The sequence below is a fragment of the Microbacterium sp. EB106-03-03-XG65 genome, assembly GCF_058791955.1.
Map to the genome: position 1 here is coordinate 100,092 of NZ_JBYTEB010000002.1, position 16,602 is coordinate 116,693.

The 16,602-nt window shown below is 67.3% G+C and carries 17 protein-coding genes; 11 read left to right on the forward strand and 6 right to left on the reverse strand.

Translation table 11 applies throughout. The features are described 5' to 3' along the window. Nucleotides 1-133 precede the first annotated feature (133 nt). Together AC3WS6_RS13675 and AC3WS6_RS13680 are read right to left on the reverse strand one after the other, a co-directional pair. Nucleotides 134-1,246, reverse strand: a complete 1,113-nt coding sequence (locus AC3WS6_RS13675) for a BMP family lipoprotein (protein ID WP_463503892.1) — start codon at nucleotides 1,244-1,246, stop codon at nucleotides 134-136. 147 nt (nucleotides 1,247-1,393) lie between these two features. After that, nucleotides 1,394-2,509 carry a mannose-1-phosphate guanylyltransferase gene (locus tag AC3WS6_RS13680; RefSeq protein ID WP_492501587.1) on the reverse strand — a complete coding sequence of 372 codons (1,116 nt, stop codon included), beginning with the start codon at nucleotides 2,507-2,509 and terminating at the stop codon, nucleotides 1,394-1,396. A gap of 179 nt (nucleotides 2,510-2,688) precedes the next feature. Between AC3WS6_RS13680 and sdhC the strand changes: the two genes are divergently transcribed. The 8 genes from sdhC (at nucleotide 2,689) to AC3WS6_RS13720 (ending at nucleotide 10,136) form a co-directional block, all read left to right on the forward strand. Then, entirely contained in the window at nucleotides 2,689-3,123 is a 435-nt protein-coding gene (gene sdhC, locus AC3WS6_RS13685; RefSeq protein WP_201470271.1) for a succinate dehydrogenase, cytochrome b556 subunit, read from the forward strand. Further along, nucleotides 3,123-3,566 (forward strand): succinate dehydrogenase hydrophobic membrane anchor subunit, encoded by a 444-nt coding sequence (locus tag AC3WS6_RS13690; protein ID WP_201470272.1) that lies wholly within the window; start codon nucleotides 3,123-3,125, stop codon nucleotides 3,564-3,566. The genes sdhC and AC3WS6_RS13690 overlap by 1 nt, the downstream gene beginning before the upstream one ends. 19 nt (nucleotides 3,567-3,585) lie before the next feature. After that, nucleotides 3,586-5,412 (forward strand): succinate dehydrogenase flavoprotein subunit, encoded by a 1,827-nt coding sequence (sdhA, locus tag AC3WS6_RS13695; protein WP_492501588.1) that lies wholly within the window; start codon nucleotides 3,586-3,588, stop codon nucleotides 5,410-5,412. 2 nt (nucleotides 5,413-5,414) lie between these two features. Next, a complete protein-coding gene (locus AC3WS6_RS13700; RefSeq protein WP_201470274.1) occupies nucleotides 5,415-6,182 on the forward strand; it encodes a succinate dehydrogenase iron-sulfur subunit in 768 nt (255 codons plus the stop codon). Between the two features lie 74 nt (nucleotides 6,183-6,256). Next, nucleotides 6,257-7,459: a YihY/virulence factor BrkB family protein gene (locus AC3WS6_RS13705; RefSeq protein ID WP_492501589.1), complete on the forward strand. Its 1,203-nt coding sequence runs from the start codon at nucleotides 6,257-6,259 to the stop codon at nucleotides 7,457-7,459. Between the two features lie 9 nt (nucleotides 7,460-7,468). Next, the gene (locus AC3WS6_RS13710; protein ID WP_492501590.1) at nucleotides 7,469-8,311 is read left to right on the forward strand and encodes an exodeoxyribonuclease III; all 843 of its coding nucleotides are present in this window, start codon (nucleotides 7,469-7,471) and stop codon (nucleotides 8,309-8,311) included. Nucleotides 8,312-8,381: 70 nt separating this feature from the next. Beyond that, the gene (gene trpS, locus AC3WS6_RS13715) at nucleotides 8,382-9,383 is read left to right on the forward strand and encodes a tryptophan--tRNA ligase (RefSeq protein WP_492502314.1); all 1,002 of its coding nucleotides are present in this window, start codon (nucleotides 8,382-8,384) and stop codon (nucleotides 9,381-9,383) included. Between the two features lie 24 nt (nucleotides 9,384-9,407). Continuing rightward, a complete protein-coding gene (locus AC3WS6_RS13720) occupies nucleotides 9,408-10,136 on the forward strand; it encodes a hypothetical protein (RefSeq protein ID WP_492501591.1) in 729 nt (242 codons plus the stop codon). Nucleotides 10,137-10,175: 39 nt separating this feature from the next. Here the strand turns inward: AC3WS6_RS13720 and pth are convergent, their stop codons facing one another. Then, the gene (pth, locus tag AC3WS6_RS13725; RefSeq protein ID WP_492501592.1) at nucleotides 10,176-10,757 is read right to left on the reverse strand and encodes an aminoacyl-tRNA hydrolase; all 582 of its coding nucleotides are present in this window, start codon (nucleotides 10,755-10,757) and stop codon (nucleotides 10,176-10,178) included. A gap of 114 nt (nucleotides 10,758-10,871) precedes the next feature. Further along, nucleotides 10,872-11,495, reverse strand: a complete 624-nt coding sequence (locus tag AC3WS6_RS13730; RefSeq protein WP_492501593.1) for a 50S ribosomal protein L25/general stress protein Ctc — start codon at nucleotides 11,493-11,495, stop codon at nucleotides 10,872-10,874. A gap of 221 nt (nucleotides 11,496-11,716) precedes the next feature. Here AC3WS6_RS13730 and AC3WS6_RS13735 point away from each other — a divergent pair, with 221 nt between their 5' ends. Together AC3WS6_RS13735 and gnd are read left to right on the forward strand one after the other, a co-directional pair. After that, the gene (locus AC3WS6_RS13735) at nucleotides 11,717-11,842 is read left to right on the forward strand and encodes a hypothetical protein (RefSeq protein ID WP_492501594.1); all 126 of its coding nucleotides are present in this window, start codon (nucleotides 11,717-11,719) and stop codon (nucleotides 11,840-11,842) included. 117 nt (nucleotides 11,843-11,959) lie between these two features. Continuing rightward, nucleotides 11,960-13,408 carry an NADP-dependent phosphogluconate dehydrogenase gene (gnd, locus tag AC3WS6_RS13740; protein WP_492501595.1) on the forward strand — a complete coding sequence of 483 codons (1,449 nt, stop codon included), beginning with the start codon at nucleotides 11,960-11,962 and terminating at the stop codon, nucleotides 13,406-13,408. A 57-nt stretch (nucleotides 13,409-13,465) separates the two neighbouring features. Here gnd and AC3WS6_RS13745 read toward each other — a convergent pair whose 3' ends face one another. Continuing rightward, nucleotides 13,466-14,191 (reverse strand): ABC transporter ATP-binding protein, encoded by a 726-nt coding sequence (locus AC3WS6_RS13745; RefSeq protein WP_492501596.1) that lies wholly within the window; start codon nucleotides 14,189-14,191, stop codon nucleotides 13,466-13,468. A gap of 41 nt (nucleotides 14,192-14,232) precedes the next feature. Further along, the gene (locus AC3WS6_RS13750; protein WP_492501597.1) at nucleotides 14,233-15,708 is read right to left on the reverse strand and encodes an ABC transporter permease; all 1,476 of its coding nucleotides are present in this window, start codon (nucleotides 15,706-15,708) and stop codon (nucleotides 14,233-14,235) included. Nucleotides 15,709-15,872: 164 nt separating this feature from the next. On the opposite strand from AC3WS6_RS13750, the gene AC3WS6_RS13755 reads away from it, so the two are divergent. After that, entirely contained in the window at nucleotides 15,873-16,601 is a 729-nt protein-coding gene (locus AC3WS6_RS13755; protein WP_201470281.1) for a response regulator transcription factor, read from the forward strand. The last annotated feature ends 1 nt before the right edge of the window (nucleotide 16,602 follow it).

The following is a 16,602-nucleotide window of genomic DNA, read 5'->3' on the forward strand; positions in this document are numbered from 1 at the left end:
AGGAGTCCGAGGGAGGGCGGGCATCAGCATCGCCGATGATGCCGAGTCCGCGGAGTGACGGTGGGAGTGTCCTTCCACGGCACGGGGCGAGTGGCCGCTTGCACCACTCGCCCCGCCCATGGATGGAGATCGCTTACGGGGAGTTCTCGGACTCCACCGTGATGTCGCCCGAGATGATCTGCTCCTGCAGAGTCGCGAGCTCATCGGTCAGGCCCTCGGGCAGGTCGCCCTCGAAAGCACCGAAGCCCGAGAGCTTGACGCCCTCGTTCTCGAGCGTTCCGATGTACGGCGCCGGGTCGAAGTCGCCCTCGGATGCGGCGATGGTCGCATCCTCGACGGCCACGTCGATGGCCTTCATGATCGAGAAGAGAGTGACGTCGGCCACGCTCTCGTCAGCCACGGCAAGGTCGCTGTCGACACCGACGAGGAGCGTGTCCTTGCCGCTGTCAGCGATCGCGGCCGCAGCGCTCTGGTACACCGGTCCACCGACGGGGAGGATGACGTCGACGCCCTGGTCGAGCACACCCTGCGCGGTCTGCTTGGCGGTGTCGTTCGCGTCGAAGCCACCAGTGAAGGAGCCCTTCTGCGTGGCCGCGTCCCAGCCGAAGACCTCGACGGCTGCGGACTTGTCCTCGTTGTACTTCTCGACGCCGAACTGGAAGCCGTCCATGAAGACGGCGACAGACGGGATCTGCATTCCGCCGAAGGTGCCGACCTTGTTGACACCGCTCTGCGCCGACCATGCCGCCGACGCGTATCCGCCGAGGTAGGCGGCCTGAGCCGTGTCGAAGACGAGGGGCTTGATGTTCGGGGCATCCGTGGTGCCGTCGAAGTCGTTGTCGGCGTAGTCGTCGATGATCGCGTAGTCGATGTCGGGGTTCGCGAGTGCCGACTCGACCGTGGCGGCCGAGAGCTTGAAGCCGACGGAGACGATGAGCGAGCAGCCCTCGGAGACCGCGGTCTCGAGGTTCGGCGCGTAGTCGTTGTCGTTCGCGGACTCGAACTCGATCGGCTTGACACCCAGGGTGTCCGCGGCGCGGTCCATGCCCTCCTTGGCCGACTGGTTGAACGACTTGTCGTTCCAGCCGCCCGCGTCGGAGACGAGGCAGGGGACGAAGTCGGAGGCGGCGTCGCCGCCGTCCGTGCCGCCGGACTCGGTCGGGGCCTGGCCGCAGCCGGCGAGCGCGAAGACGACGCCGGCGGCGATGGTCGCGCCGAGCAGCTTCTTGGTGGTGGAGATGGTCAACTCATGCCTCCTCAACGAACCCGCGGCCCTCGCGGATCGATCAAAGTTACCCAGTGTTTCGGCATTTCCGCATGCGACGACGCCACACGCCACGCAATGGTTACAAAGCTGAAATCCAACCAGCCGATGAGCACCACACCCTGCTCATCAGAGCACGTCGCCCCGACCGGTGAGCTTGAGCGACTCCACGACGCCCTTCACACGCTGCGCGTGCTCCACCGTCGTGACGAGCAGGGCATCCGGGGTGTCGACCACGACGATGTCCTTCACTCCGACCAGGCTGATCACGCGCGACGTCTGACTCACGAGGATGCCGCTCGCAGCGTCGCTGAGCACACGGGCACGGGGACCGAGCACGGCGAGGTCGTTCTTGCGTCCGTTGTTGATGAGCTTGGTGAGCGAGGCGAAGTCGCCGACGTCGTCCCAGTCGAAGTGCCCGGGGACCACCGCGAGGCGTCCGCGTCGAGCCGCCGGCTCCGCCACCGCGTAGTCGATCGCGATCTTCTTGAGTCCCGGCCAGATGCGATCGACCGCCGGACCACGCCGCTCGCGGTCGTCCCAGGCCTCGGCGAGCTCGATGAGGCCCGCGTGCAGGGCGGGCTCGTTCGCGGCCAGCTCGTCGAGCAGCACACTCGCCTTGGCGATGAACATGCCCGCGTTCCAGAGGTAGTCGCGACTCGCCAGGTACGCGGTGGCCGTCTCGAGGTCGGGCTTCTCGACGAAGCTCTCCACGAGCGCCGCCTCGCGCGCGCCCTCGACCACGAGCTCGGGGCCCTTCTTGATGTAGCCGAACCCGACCGCGGGCTCGGTAGGAGAGATCCCGATCGTGCAGATGTAGCCCTCCCGCGCGACCTCGACCGCGTCGCGCACCGCGAACTCGAAGACCCTCGTGCTGCGGATGACGTGGTCGGCGCTGAAGGAGCCGATGATGACGTCGGGGTCGCGGCGGTGCAGGATCGCGGCGGCGAGGCCGATCGCCGCCGCCGACTCGCGCGGCTCCGACTCGAGGAACACATTGAGATCCGGTATTCCGGGCAGCTCCGCCTCGACGGCCGCGCGGTGGGCGCGACCGGTCACGACGGCGATCCGATCGGCGCCCGCGAGCGGCTCCAGCCGGTCCCAGGTGTCGCGGAGCAGCGAATGCCCCGAGCCCGTCAGATCGTGCAGGAACTTGGGTGCGTCCGCGCGCGAGAGCGGCCAGAGTCTGCTGCCGATTCCGCCGGCGGGGATCACTGCGTAGAAGTCCTGGATCGGTTGGTTCACCCTGCCAGGCTATCGGCATCGAACCTCTCGACATCGAGATACTTAGGGTCCCCTTCGTCGCCTCCGCCAGTTCGCGGGAATAGGATGGACAGCGATCGGCCGTGCCTGACGTTCAACGGGTTCACGCTTGGATGACGCGATGCACGCGACCGAGTCACATCGATCCAGGGAGGACGACCGTGTCCACAAGCGCTCGCTTGACACCGTCGATTTCGGAAACCACTTCCAAGACGCCTCGCGGAACCCTCTATCGGGGTCGCGAAGGCATGTGGTCGTGGGTGCTTCACCGCATCACCGGAGTCGCCATCTTCTTCTTCCTGTTGGTGCATGTGCTCGACACTGCACTCATCAGGGTGTCGCCCGAGGCGTACAACGCCGTCATCGGCACCTACAAGAACCCGGTCATGGCGATCGGCGAGGTCGTGCTCGTCGCCGGCATCGTGTTCCACGCCATGAACGGCCTGCGCATCATCGCGGTCGACTTCTGGTCGAAGGGAGCGAAGTACCAGCGACAGCTGTTCTGGGGCGTGCTTCTGGTGTGGGGCATCATCATGGCGGGCTTCGTGCCCCGCCACCTGATGCTCGCGTTCGCCGGCTTCGGAGGAGGACACTGATGACCGCTCAGACCGTCTCCGCCCCCACTCGCGCTCGTCGCGGGGTCAACCTCGAGAAGTGGGGCTGGCTGTTCATGCGCGGCTCCGGCGTCGTGCTCGTGGTGCTGATCTTCGGACACCTGTTCATCAACCTCATGGTCGGTGAAGGCATCCACGCCCTGGACTTCGCCTTCATCGCCGGCAAGTTCGCCACGCCGTTCTGGCAGTGGTGGGACGTCATCATGCTGTGGCTGGCGCTGATCCACGGCGCCAACGGCATGCGCACGATCGTGAACGACTACGTCACGAACAACACTGCACGAAAGGCGCTCATCTGGGCGCTGGGCCTCGCTGCGGCTCTGCTCATCCTCCTCGGCACGCTGGTCGTCTTCACCTTCGACCCGTGCCTCGGCGTGACCGAGTCGAGCACGCTGTGGGATTCCTGCCAGGCGCTGGGCCAGTAGAAGAGAAGGCAAACGAGAAGTGACTACCGAGACCCAGGATTCCGTCGTCCGCGACGGTGTGCACTACCACCAGTTCGACATCGTCATCGTGGGCGCCGGCGGCGCCGGCATGCGAGCGGCCATCGAGGCCGGCTCCGGCGCGAAGACCGCGGTCATCTCCAAGCTCTACCCCACGCGCTCGCACACCGGTGCGGCACAGGGCGGCATGGCGGCGGCCCTCGCGAACGTCGAAGAAGACAGCTGGGAGTGGCACACCTTCGACACGGTCAAGGGTGGCGACTACCTGGTCGACCAGGATGCTGCAGAGATCCTCGCGAAAGAGGCCATCGACGCGGTCATCGACCTCGAGAACATGGGTCTGCCGTTCAACCGCACCCCCGAGGGCAAGATCGACCAGCGTCGTTTCGGCGGACACACCGCCGAGCACGGCAAGACCCCCGTGCGTCGCGCGTGCTATGCCGCCGACCGCACCGGTCACATGATCCTGCAGACGCTGTTCCAGAACTGCGTCAAGCTCGGCATCAACTTCTTCAACGAGTTCTACGTGCTCGATCTGCTCACGGTGAAGGATGCCGCGGGCAAGACGCAGATCTCCGGTGTCGTCGCGTACGACCTCTCGACCGGCGAGCTGCACGTCTTCCAGGCCAAGGCCGTGATCTTCGCCACCGGCGGTTTCGGCAAGATCTTCAAGACCACCTCGAACGCCCACACCCTCACGGGTGACGGCGTCGGCATCGTCTGGCGCAAGGGCCTCCCTCTCGAAGACCTCGAGTTCTTCCAGTTCCACCCCACCGGCCTCGCCGGCCTCGGCATCCTCCTCACCGAGGGCGCACGTGGAGAGGGCGCGATCCTGCGCAACGCCTCGGGCGAGCGCTTCATGGAGCGCTACGCCCCCACCATCAAGGACCTCGCACCGCGTGACATCGTCGCGCGCTGCATGGTGCAGGAGGTGGCCGAGGGCCGCGGTGCCGGCCCGCACAAGGACTACGTGCTGCTGGACTGCACGCACCTGGGCGCTGAGGTCCTCGAGACCAAGCTTCCCGACATCACCGAGTTCGCCCGCACCTATCTGGGCGTCGACCCGGTCGTCGAGCCCGTGCCGGTCATGCCGACCGCGCACTACGCGATGGGCGGCATCCCGACGAACAACGACGCCGAGGTGCTCGCCGACAACGACACTGTGGTGCCCGGCCTCTACGCCGCCGGCGAATGCGCGTGCGTCTCGGTGCACGGCGCGAACCGCCTCGGAACCAACTCGCTGCTCGACATCAACGTGTTCGGCAAGCGCGCGGGACGCAACGCGGTCGAGTACGTCAAGACGGCGGAGTTCGTCCCCCTCCCCGAGAACCCCGCGTCGTTCGTCTCCGACATGCTCGAGGGGCTGCGCAACAATCAGGGCACCGAGCGCATCGCCGTGCTCCGCAAGGAGCTGCAGGACGAGATGGACAAGGGCGCGCAGGTCTTCCGCACGCACGACTCCCTCGAGCACGTGCTCGGAGTGATCGCCGGACTCCGCGATCGGTACATGAACGTGCACGTCGACGACAAGGGCAAGCGGTTCAACACCGACCTGCTCGAGGCCGTCGAGCTGGGCTTCCTGCTCGACATCGCCGAGGTCGTCGTCTACGCGGCGCAGAACCGCGAAGAGAGCCGCGGCGGGCACATGCGCGACGACTTCCCGACGCGCAACGATGAGAAGTACATGAAGCACACCATGGCGTACCTCACCGGCGACCCGCACTCCTCCACTCCGAGCGACCACATCGAGCTCGACTGGAAGCCCGTCGTGTTCACGAAGAACGAGCAGGGCGAACTGAACTACCCGCCGATGGAGAGGAAGTACTGAACATGTCGAACGCCATCGCCGAAGCACCCGCCGACACGACCGAAGAGGCTGCGATCCAGTCCTTCATCGTGACGTTCAACATCCGCCGATTCGACCCCGAGGTCGACGCCGAGCCGCACTGGGTCGACTACGACGTGGAGCTGTACTCGACCGACCGCGTCCTCGATGCACTGCACAAGATCAAGTGGGAGGTCGACGGCTCGCTCACCTTCCGTCGCTCGTGCGCCCACGGCATCTGCGGTTCCGACGCCATGCGCATCAACGGTCGCAACCGGCTCGCCTGCAAGACGCTGATCAAGGACCTCGACATCTCGAAGCCGATCTACGTCGAGGCCATCAAGGGGCTGCCGCTCGAGAAGGACCTCGTCGTCGACATGGAGCCGTTCTTCGCCTCGTACCGCGAGGTGCAGCCGTTCCTCGTCGCGAGCTCCGTGCCGGAGAAGGGCAAGGAGCGCGTCCAGTCGATCGCCGACCGCGAGATCTTCGACGACACCACCAAGTGCATCCTGTGCGCCGCGTGCACCTCGTCCTGCCCCGTGTTCTGGACCGACGGACAGTACTTCGGACCGGCCGCGATCGTCAACGCCCACCGTTTCATCTTCGACTCCCGTGATGACAACGCCGAGGTCCGTCTCGACATCCTCAACGACAAGGAAGGCGTGTGGCGCTGCCGCACCACCTTCAACTGCTCCGAGGCATGCCCACGCGGCATCGAGGTCACGAAGGCCATCGCCGAGGTCAAGCAGGCCGTGCTGCGCGGGCGTCCCTGACGCTCCCTGACTGACGACGGGCGGGTTCCATGATCGGAACCCGCGCGTTCTCGTCTCTTGGATAGGGTGAGCACGTGTCTGAACCCGATGCCGCCCTCGAGCCCGGTCGCCTCGACACCGCCGTGGAACGCGCGACCGCTCTCACCCGGCGCACGCTGGGCCTCTTCCCGGTGAGGGTCTGGCGACACTTCCTGCAGCACAACGGATTCCTGCTCGCCGCGGGCGTGAGCTATCAGGCGCTGTTCGCGATCTTCGCCGCGATCTACCTCGCCTTCGCCATCGCGGGGCTCTGGCTCGGCGGCAGCGCCGAGGCCGTGAACGCGATGATCGACCTCATCAACAGCTACATCCCGAACCTCATCCAGGACGAGGGCGGGGTGTTCACGCGGCAGCAGGTGCAAGAGGTCGCCGCGGGCACGGCGGGCATCCTGAGTGTGACCGGTCTGATCGCGCTCGGCACGGTGATCTGGACAGCGATCGGCTGGGTGACGTTCTCGAGGCGCGCAACGCGGGACATCTTCGGGCTTCCGCCCGATCGTCGCAGCTACATCGTCCTGAAGGCGCGGGACCTGTTGGCCGCGCTGCTCTTCGGAGTCTCGTTGGTCGCCGGCTCTCTGCTCAGTTCGGCCAGCGCGTTCGCACTGAGCTGGATCTTCAGCCTGCTGGGATGGGAATCGGCACTCGACGGCCTCACCAGCATCCGCATCGGTACGGTGCTGGTCTCGTTCGCCCTGCTGTCGGCGGCGCTCGCTGCGATGGTGCGGTTTCTCACAGGCACGTCTCTGCACTGGAGCACCATCTGGCCCGGGGCCATCCTCGGCGGCGGAGCGATGACGGTCCTCCAGTTCGGGGCCGGTTTCCTGCTGAGCTACACCCCCACCAACCCGCTGCTGGCGACCTTCGCGATCTTCATCGGGCTCCTGCTCTGGTTCCGAGTGAACGGGGTGGTGATGCTCGTGGCCTCGTCGTGGATCGCGGTCGCGGCGCAGGACCGTGACCTCCCCCTGCAGACCCAGACCGAGGCCGAGCGCCGAGTCGCCGAACACGAGACGCTCGCGCAGGCGGCGCGCATCCGTCTGCGCGAGGCCCAGGCAGCTCGCGAGTCCGCCCGGTGGTACAGCGCCTGGCCGGCACAGCGAGCCGTGCGGGCGGCTGAGGCGGACCTCGCGCACCTCGAGGCGTCTGCTCCCCCGCCGCCGCCGACGATGTCTGCCTTCACTCAGCGCCTGCTCTCTGATCTGCAGCGCTCGTCCCGAGATGTCGGTGACCCTCGTTAGGCTGGAATCATGCCTCATCTGCGTATCGCCTCGGTCAATGTCAACGGAATCCGAGCGGCGGCTCGCAACGGCATGAGCACCTGGCTCGACGCCGCTGACGTCGACATCCTGACTCTGCAGGAGGTTCGCGGGCAGGACGAGCATCTCGAGGCCGCCCTTCCCGGGTGGACGTTCGTGCACGACGAGGCCACGGCCAAGGGCCGCGCGGGCGTCGCCATCGCCAGTCGGGTTCCGGCGCTCGTATCGCGCACCGATTTCGGCCCTGACGAGTTCGATTCGAAGGGTCGCTGGATCGAGGCCGACTTCGTGATCGGCGATCGTGCGCTCACAGTGGTCAGCGCATACGTGCACAGCGGCGAGGCCGACACTCCGAAGCAGGACGAGAAGTGGAAGTTCCTCGATGCGTTCGAGGCGCGTCTCGCCGAGCTCGGCAGCGACAGCGCATCCCTGGCCCTGGTCACCGGCGATCTCAACGTCGGCCACCGGGAGCTCGATATCAAGAATTGGCGGGGCAACCGCAAGAAGGCGGGCTTCCTGCCGCGAGAGCGCGCGTACTTCGACCGCTTCCTCGGTGAGCGCGACGCGACGATCGAGTCAGCCGACGGCTCCGCCGGAGCGGGTCTCGGCTGGGTCGATGTCGGACGCGCCTTCCACGGCGAGGTCGAGGGCCCGTACACCTGGTGGTCGATGCGGGGGAAGGCGTTCGACAACGACTCCGGGTGGCGGATCGACTATCACCTCGCCACCCCGGCACTCGCAGAGCGCGCCACCGCGTACCACGTCGCCCGCGCCGCCGCGTATGACCAGCGGTGGAGTGACCACGCACCCGTCGTCGTCGACTACACGTACTGAGCACTCGGCTGTCGGTGGCGCTGTCGACGGGATCACCCACCGCCACCACCCCCATAGGATTGAGAGCGTGATGAAACCACGCCTCTACTCAGGAATGCAGCCCTCCGCCGACTCTCTGCAGATCGGCAACTACATCGGTGCTCTTCTGCAGTGGCGTGAGCTGCAGAGCTCGTACGACGCCTACTTCTCGGTCGTCGATCTCCATGCGCTGACGGTGGCCCAGGATCCCGCGGAGCTGCGCGAGAAGACCCGGCGCACGGCTGCGCAGTACATCGCCGCAGGCATCGAGCCGTCGCTGTCGACGCTGTATGTGCAGTCGCATGTGCGCGCGCACGCCGAGCTCGCATGGATCCTGTCGACCATCACCGGCTTCGGCGAGGCTGGCCGCATGACGCAGTTCAAAGACAAGTCGGCCCGCTACGGCGCTGACGCCACGAGCGTGGGTCTGTTCACGTATCCGGTGCTGATGGCCGCCGACATCCTGCTGTACCAGACCGATGTCGTCCCCGTGGGCGACGACCAGAAGCAGCATGTCGAACTCACCCGCGACCTCGCGGAGCGGTTCAACTCGCGCTTCGGCGAGACCTTCGTCGTGCCGCGCCCGGTGATCCAGAAGGACACAGCGCGCATCTACGACCTGCAGAATCCCACGTCGAAGATGTCGAAGTCGGCCGAGAGCGATGCCGGTGTGCTGTGGATGCTCGACGACCCGGCCAAGTCGGCGAAGAAGATCATGCGCGCGGTGACCGACAACGAGGGCTCGGTGCGCTTCGACCGCGAGAGCAAGCCCGGTGTCTCCAACCTGCTCACGATCTATGCGGCGCTCACCGGACGCCAGATCGGCGCGATCGAAGACGAGTACGCGGGCCGCGGCTACGGAGATTTCAAGAAGGGTCTCGCAGAGGTCGTCGTCGCAGAGTTCGAACCGGTGCGCTCCCGTGCCCTCGAGCTTCTCGACGACCCTGCCGAACTGGACCGCATCCTCGCAGCCAACGCGAGCCGCGCCGACGAGGTCGCGGACGCGACCCTCGCCGCCGTGTACGACCGCGTGGGTCTGCTTCGACGCGTCTGAGACGTGCGGCCCTAGGATGGGGGCGTGACTGATGCTCAGCTGCCCCCGTCCGGAGCCGACCCTGTGAGCCCTCCTCCCCCGGGCGGCCAGCCGCCGATCGCGCCTCCCCCCTACGTGGCGCAGCCGCCCTCGTCCGGTGCTCCCGCCCCCTCGGGCGGTCCCGGGTACCCTGGCACCCCCGCGTACCCCGTCGCTCCCTCGTTCGCCGAGCCGCCCGCCTACCCCGGTGCCGCTGCCCCGGCGCCCTACCCCGGCGGCCAGGTCGCTCCGCCGTCCGGCCCCGGCTATCAGGCGGCTCCGCCCGGCGCCTATCAGGTGCCCGTCGGCGGGTACGCGACGGCATCGGGCGCCTACGCAGTGAGGCCGCCCGCCCGCGAGAAGGGGTCATCGCTACTCGGCATCGTGGCCCTGGTGCTCGCGGTCGCGGCCGCCGTCGTGATCCCCATCATCGGCGGCATCGTCGGATTCGAGATCGGCACGCGTCTTCCGAGTGGACTCGACACCAGCGAGCCCGACTTCCTGACGATCCTCTCCCCCGCTCGCGATCAGGTGCTGTGGGCCGAGATCGCGTTCTGGAGCGGCACGGTGCTCGGCATCGCCGCCATCGTGCTCGGCATCATCGCCATCCGCAAGAGGCAGGGTCGCGGCGCCGGCATCGCAGCGATCGTCGTCGCCGCCGTCGCGCCGATCATCTTCTGGGTCGGGCTCGTGATCGCGCTGTCGGCGGGCACGGCATCCGGCTTCATGCCCTGACCGGCGACGCTGCAGCCGGTCGCACCGCCACCGCCCCGCTCAGCGCGGAGCGTGGTGCTTCTGCTGAGCCGCCAGCAGGCCCTCGTCGACGAGCAGTTCCACCGCATCGGCGGCATCTGAGACGAGGATCGGCAGGTTCGCCCGTTCGTCCTTGCCGAACGGTGAGAGCACCCAGTCGGCAGGGTCCTGACGCCCGATCGGACGGCCGATGCCGACGCGCACGCGGGGGAAATCAGGGGTCGCGATCGCTCTCGCGATGTCGCGCACGCCGTTGTGACCTCCGTGACCGCCGCCGATCTTGAGCTTCACGGTGTCGAAAGGGATGTCGAGCTCGTCGTGCACGACGACGATGCGCTCGGCGGGAACCGAGTAGAACCTCGCGAGCGCTGCCACGGGGGTTCCCGAGACGTTCATGAACGTGTTCGGCTTGACCAGCACGATCTTGTCGCCGCCGGGCCGGAGCCAGGTCTCGATGACGCGCGCGCCGCCCTTGTGCTCTCGGAACGTCTCGGAGCGTCGGGAGGCGAGTTCATCGATCACCATCTGACCGACGTTGTGCCTCGTCGCCTCGTATCGGGGGCCGGGATTGCCGAGCCCCACCACCAGCCAGGTGGATGCCATGCGGTCGTCCTCTCGGGATCGGGATCTGCGGCCAGGTCAGAATACGACAGAGGGGGCGCGATCTGCTCGCGCCCCCTCTGTGATGCAGTCAGCTGAGTGCTGCGCCGGTGGAGATCACTCCGCGGCGTCCTCCTGAGCAGCCTCTGCCTCGGTCTCACCCTCGGCGGGCTCCTCGGCAGTCGTGTCGGACTCGAGGTCGAGCACGGGCACCGAGACAGCGACCACGAGGACCTCGGGGTCGGTCAGCAGGGTCGAGCCCTTAGGCAGGACCACGTCGGCGGCCGTGATGTGCGCGCCCTCTTCGAGCCCCTCGACCGAGACCTCGATGTTCTGCGGAATGTGCGTCGCCTCGGCCTCGATCGACAGCGTGGTCGTGTCGAGGTTCGCGATCGTTCCTGCGAAGGACTCGCCGGTGACGACGAGCGGAACGTCGATCGTGACCTTCTCGCCCTTCTTCACGACGAGCAGGTCGATGTGCTCGATGATCTGGTGCACGGGGTCCTTCTGGACGTCCTTGACCAGGGCGAGGTGGCTCTTGCCCTCGATGTCGAGCTCGAGCAGGGCGTTCGCACGACGGATGATGAGCGAGACCTGGTGGCCGGGCAGCGCGACGTGCACCGGGTCGGTGCCGTGGCCGTAGAGGACGGCGGGGATCTTGCCGGCAGCGCGGAGGCGGCGAGCGAAGCCCTTGCCGAAGTTCTCGCGAATCTCGGCCTGGACCTTGGTGTCTTCAGACATGGGGTTCTCCTTCGGGGCACGCAGCGAGCAGCCGCGCGGTGGTCTATGGAACAGCTCTCGAACGCAGACGCGTGAAAGAAGCCACCGGGCTTGCTTCGCCGCGTCGATAACGGATTCGCGCGCACGCGCACGCATCCCTCGCCGAGGTACTCCCCTCATGCTACCCGATGACCCGATAGGCTGAAGACACCGTTCCCTCTCGCAGAACACGGAGTTTCCTCATGCTCGACGGCGTCTTCTTCTCGCACGCGATCGCCTGGCTCATCGGAGCCATGACCCTCTGCGCCGCCGTCGCCACCTTCGGAGCCCTGTTCTCCCTCGGTCGTTCGGGCTACCGTAAGGACTGACCGCGACCGCTCTGGTCGCTCGTCCGTCGGCCCGCCGTCGGACGTCACACGCGACCGTCCCCCGAGCACCCGCGATATCCTGAGAGCATCCCCTTCTTCTCGATCTAGGAGCCATCTGTGCCCGAAGCATCAGCCAACATCGGAGTCGTCGGACTCGCCGTCATGGGTTCGAACCTCGCTCGCAACCTCGCCAGCCGCGAGGGCAACACGGTGGCGATCTTCAACCGCAGCTACGAGAAGACCGAGACGCTGCTGAGCGAGCACCCCGAGGCCGAGTTCGTCCCGGCGTCGACGTACCAGGAGTTCGCCGACAGCCTGCAGAAGCCGCGCACCGCGATCATCATGGTCAAGGCCGGTCGCCCGACGGATGCCGTGATCGACTCGCTCGTCGAGGTCTTCGAGCCGGGCGACATCATCGTCGACGGCGGCAACGCGTACTTCCCCGACACGATCCGCCGCGAGAAGGCCGTCCGTGAGACGGGCATCAACTTCGTCGGCGCCGGCATCTCCGGTGGCGAGGAGGGCGCACTGCTCGGCCCGTCGATCATGCCCGGCGGATCCGACGAGTCGTGGGTCACGCTCGGCCCGATCCTGAAGTCGATCGCCGCGGTCGCCGAGGGCGAGCCGTGCGTCACGCACGTCGGCCACGACGGCGCAGGACACTTCGTCAAGATGGTGCACAACGGCATCGAGTACGCCGACATGCAGCTCATCGCCGAGGCCTACGACCTCATCCGCCGCGGCACGGGCAAGACCCCGGCCGAGATCGCGGAGATCTTCGCCGAGTGGAACAAGGGCGAGCTCGAGTCGTACCTGATCGAGATCACCGCCGAGGTGCTCCGCCAGGTGGATGCCGCAACCGGCAAGCCGCTCGTCGACGTCATCGTCGACCAGGCCGGCGCCAAGGGCACCGGCGCGTGGACCGTGCAGACCGCACTCTCGCTCGGCGTCCCCGTCTCGGGCATCGCCGAGGCCACGTTCGCCCGCTCGCTGTCCTCGCACCCCGAGCAGCGCGAGGTGGCAGGCTCCCTTCCCGGCCCCGACGAGGCGTTCACCGTCGCCGACGAGGCCGCCTTCATCGAAGACGTCCGTCTCGCGCTCTACGCGTCGAAGATCGTCGCGTACTCGCAGGGCTTCGACGAGATCCGCGCCGGCGCCGCCGAGTACGACTGGAACATCGACCTCGGTGCGATCAGCAAGATCTGGCGCGGCGGCTGCATCATCCGCGCCCAGTTCCTCAACCGCATCGCCGACGCCTACCAGGCGGAGCCCGGCCTTCCGGTGCTGCTCACGGCGCCGTACTTCACCGAGGCGATCACCCGCGCCCAGGCCTCCTGGCGCCGCGTGGTCGTCGCGGCCGCGCAGGCCGGCATCCCGGCTCCGGCGTTCTCGTCGTCGCTGTCGTACTACGACGGCATCCGCGCCGACCGCCTTCCTGCGGCTCTGGTGCAGGGCCAGCGCGACTTCTTCGGTGCGCACACCTACAAGCGCATCGACAAGGAAGGCACCTTCCACACGCAGTGGTCGGGCGACCGCACCGAGATCGAAGCCGAAGACACGCACTGAGCGCAGTCCCACGCAGCACGAAGGCCCCGGCGAGTTCGCCGGGGCCTTCGCCGCACCTCAGCGGGTGATGTCCTGCACCGTCCCCATCGCGAGCCGCAGCCGCCTGGTCGCCCGGCGAGCCACTGCCGAGTCGTGCGTGACGACGATCATCGTGATCCCTTCGGCGCAGAGGCCCTCGAGCAGGGTGAGGATCTCATCTCGCATGCTCTCGTCGAGGTTGCCCGTGGGCTCGTCGGCCAGCAGCACACGAGGTCGCTTCACGATGGCGCGAGCGATCGCCACACGCTGCTGCTGGCCTCCCGAGAGCTCGGTCGGCAGATGGTCGCCGCGATCGGCGAGGCCGACGTGCGCGAGAGCCTCGGCGACGCGTGCGGTCCGGTCGCCGCGGCTCAGCGAGGTCGGTTCCAGCGCCATGTTCACGTTCTCCGCGGCGGTGAGGGTCGGGATGAGGTTGAACCCCTGGAACACGAATCCGATCTCCTCGGCCCGGATGCGACTCAGCTCGCGCGCCGACGCCGATGCCAGCTCGATGTCGCCGAGCGTGAGCGAACCGGACGAGGGCTTGTCGAGGGCGCCGAGCATCTGCAGCAGTGTCGACTTGCCTCCGCCGGTCGGGCCCTGAATTGTGACGAACTCACCGGCCTGGATCGTGAGGTCGACGCCTGTGAGCGCTTTCACAGTGCGTCCCTTCTGCGCGTAGGTGCGTGTGACGTCCTGTGCGCGGTAGATCGGCCGTGCGGCATCCGTGTTCCCTGTCGCCGCGGCGATGTCTGCGATGGTCATGTCGTTGTCTCCTTGTCGTGCGTGTGATGAAGGCGCGGTGGTCATGCGACCGAGCGAAGTGCTTCAGCCGGGCTGAGACGCGCGGCACGCCAGCCTCCGAAGGCGCCGGCGACGAGACCGCCGAGCACGGCCAGGCCCACCGCGGCGACGAGCACCCACGGGGTGAACGGTGCGTGCAACACGATGTCGGCCGCTTGCGGGCTCTGGAACATGCCGCCGCCTCCCGCGGGGCCTCCCCCCATTCCTCCCGGTCCTCCGCCTTCCGCGTTGCCCGTCGCCGCAGCGGCGACCGTGGGCTGCACGAGATTGATGATGAGGATCCCCGCGACGCCGAGCACGAGTCCCACCGCACCGCCGATCAACCCCTGCACCATCGACTCGCCGGCGACCTGGCGCACGACCCGGCCGTTCGACCAGCCGATCGCCTTGAGGGTTCCGAACTCCCGCGTCCGACGAGAGACGCCCGAGAGGGTCAGCAGCACCGAGAGCAGCACGGCCACAGCCAGCACGATGATCGACAGCCAGGTGCCGAGGTTCGTGATCAGCGATGTCGCACTCGAGAGCGAACCCGAGACCGTCGAGGCGAGCTCGGACTGCGACGTGATCGTCGCATCGGGAAGCTCGTCTGCCAGGGCTGCCTGCACCGCGTCGATCGATGATGCGGACTCGGCCTGCACGTACACAGTCGAGACGACGTCTCCTGCTCCGGAGAGCTCCTGGGCGGTGTCGAGCGGCAGGTAGACGTTCGCGGCGGTGTCGGCGGAGTCGGAGGTGGATGCCACGATGCCGACGACCTCGACATCGGAGCCAGCGACGTCGATCGTGTCGCCGACGGCGATCTCGTTCGTGGTCGCGTAGGTCGCATCGACCAGCGCGACGAGCGCTCCGGAGTCGTCGCTGTCGAGAGCCCGGCCGTCATTGACCTCGACCGAGGCGAGCGGGCCCACCGATGTCACCGCGGGGTCGATGCCCAGCACCGTGAACGAGTCGACACCGAACGAGCCGCCGCCGGCACCGTCCGTTCCGCCCTGCGGCGGTGCTTGCCCCTCGGTGGGGGCAGCGCCTTCGGTCGCGCCGTCCTGCTCGCCGAAGCCGCCGCTGGGCAGCTCGCCCGAGAACGTCGAGTTGGTGAGGCTGAGAGCAGCGGACGCCGCCGTCACGCCCTCCGTCGACGTCACTGTGTCGAGCACGGACGCGTCGAGCGTTCCGCGCATGAAGTCGGTCATCAGAGTCGATTGGCTCAGCGTCGTCGTGTCGCCGTCGGTGGCGCCGTCGTCTGATCCGAAGTCGAAGCGCTGACCGCCTCCTTCCCCGGGCTGGGCCGCAGCTCCGGTGACCGTGAGGTCGGTGCCGACGCCGTACACCGATTCCAGCGCCTGCGCTTGCGCGTCACGCACTCCCGCTGTGAGCGCGTTCACGACGATCACGAGGGCGATGGCTATCGCGAGTCCGATCGCGACGATCGTGGTCTGCTTCTTGCGGCCCGCCAACTCGCGCCGCAGATATGTCCCGTACATGTGTCTCCTTCTGCCGCGCCGATCGCGGGCCGATGATGACGGTATGGAGCGGAGTTTTGTGCAATCGAAGGAACATCGATGAGAAGGCTATGGGCGCTCGATCTCACAGCAGACGCATAGCGCGTTCCATAGAAACCCCATAGGTGATTCCGCAGAATGAAGTCATGAGCACCGATCTTCCCGAACTGCGCCGCCCCGACGGCTCGCCCCTGCGCATCCTCGCCGTCGACGACGAGCAGATGCTCACGGATCTGCTCGCGATGGCCCTGCGGATGGAGGGCTGGGAGGTGCGCACCGCGTCATCGGGGCTCGAGGCGCTGCAGGTCGCGCGCGACTTCGAACCCGACGCCCTCGTGCTCGACATCATGATGCCCGATCTCGACGGCATGGCGGTGCTGCGTCGCCTGCGCGAATCGGGCAGCCTCGTTCCCGTTCTGTTCCTGACAGCGAAGGATGCGGTGGGCGACCGCGTCGCGGGCCTCACCGCCGGCGGAGACGACTACGTCACCAAACCGTTCAGCCTGGAGGAGGTGATCGCACGGCTGCGCGCGATCATCCGGCGCACCGGACACGCGACCGCCGACGACGGACAATCGATCCTGCGCGTCGCCGACCTCACGCTGAATGAGGACAGTCACGAGGTCATGCGCGACGGCACCGAGATCGAGCTGACGGCGACCGAGTTCGAACTGCTCCGCTACCTCATGCGCAACGAGCGACGGGTGCTGTCGAAGGCGCAGATCCTCGACCGGGTGTGGAGCTACGACTTCGGCGGCAAGTCGTCGGTCGTCGAGCTGTACATCTCGTACCTGCGCAAGAAGATCGACGCGGGCCGCACTCCGCTCCTGCACACCGTGCGGGGAGTCGGCTACATGATCAAGGCGCCTCAGTGAG

What these genes read in the sequence shown, in the direction of transcription:
- AC3WS6_RS13690 (WP_201470272.1), top strand. Translation starts at nt 3,123, where the DNA reads ATGACCGCTCAGACCGTCTCCGCCCCCACTCGCGCTCGTCGCGGGGTC.
- AC3WS6_RS13700 (WP_201470274.1), top strand. Translation starts at nt 5,415, where the DNA reads ATGTCGAACGCCATCGCCGAAGCACCCGCCGACACGACCGAAGAGGCT.
- AC3WS6_RS13710 (WP_492501590.1), top strand. Translation starts at nt 7,469, where the DNA reads ATGCCTCATCTGCGTATCGCCTCGGTCAATGTCAACGGAATCCGAGCG.
- trpS (WP_492502314.1), top strand. Translation starts at nt 8,382, where the DNA reads ATGAAACCACGCCTCTACTCAGGAATGCAGCCCTCCGCCGACTCTCTG.
- pth (WP_492501592.1), bottom strand. Translation starts at nt 10,757, where the DNA reads ATGGCATCCACCTGGCTGGTGGTGGGGCTCGGCAATCCCGGCCCCCGA.
- AC3WS6_RS13730 (WP_492501593.1), bottom strand. Translation starts at nt 11,495, where the DNA reads ATGTCTGAAGACACCAAGGTCCAGGCCGAGATTCGCGAGAACTTCGGC.
- AC3WS6_RS13735 (WP_492501594.1), top strand. Translation starts at nt 11,717, where the DNA reads ATGCTCGACGGCGTCTTCTTCTCGCACGCGATCGCCTGGCTCATCGGA.
- AC3WS6_RS13745 (WP_492501596.1), bottom strand. Translation starts at nt 14,191, where the DNA reads ATGACCATCGCAGACATCGCCGCGGCGACAGGGAACACGGATGCCGCA.
- AC3WS6_RS13750 (WP_492501597.1), bottom strand. Translation starts at nt 15,708, where the DNA reads ATGTACGGGACATATCTGCGGCGCGAGTTGGCGGGCCGCAAGAAGCAG.
- AC3WS6_RS13755 (WP_201470281.1), top strand. Translation starts at nt 15,873, where the DNA reads ATGAGCACCGATCTTCCCGAACTGCGCCGCCCCGACGGCTCGCCCCTG.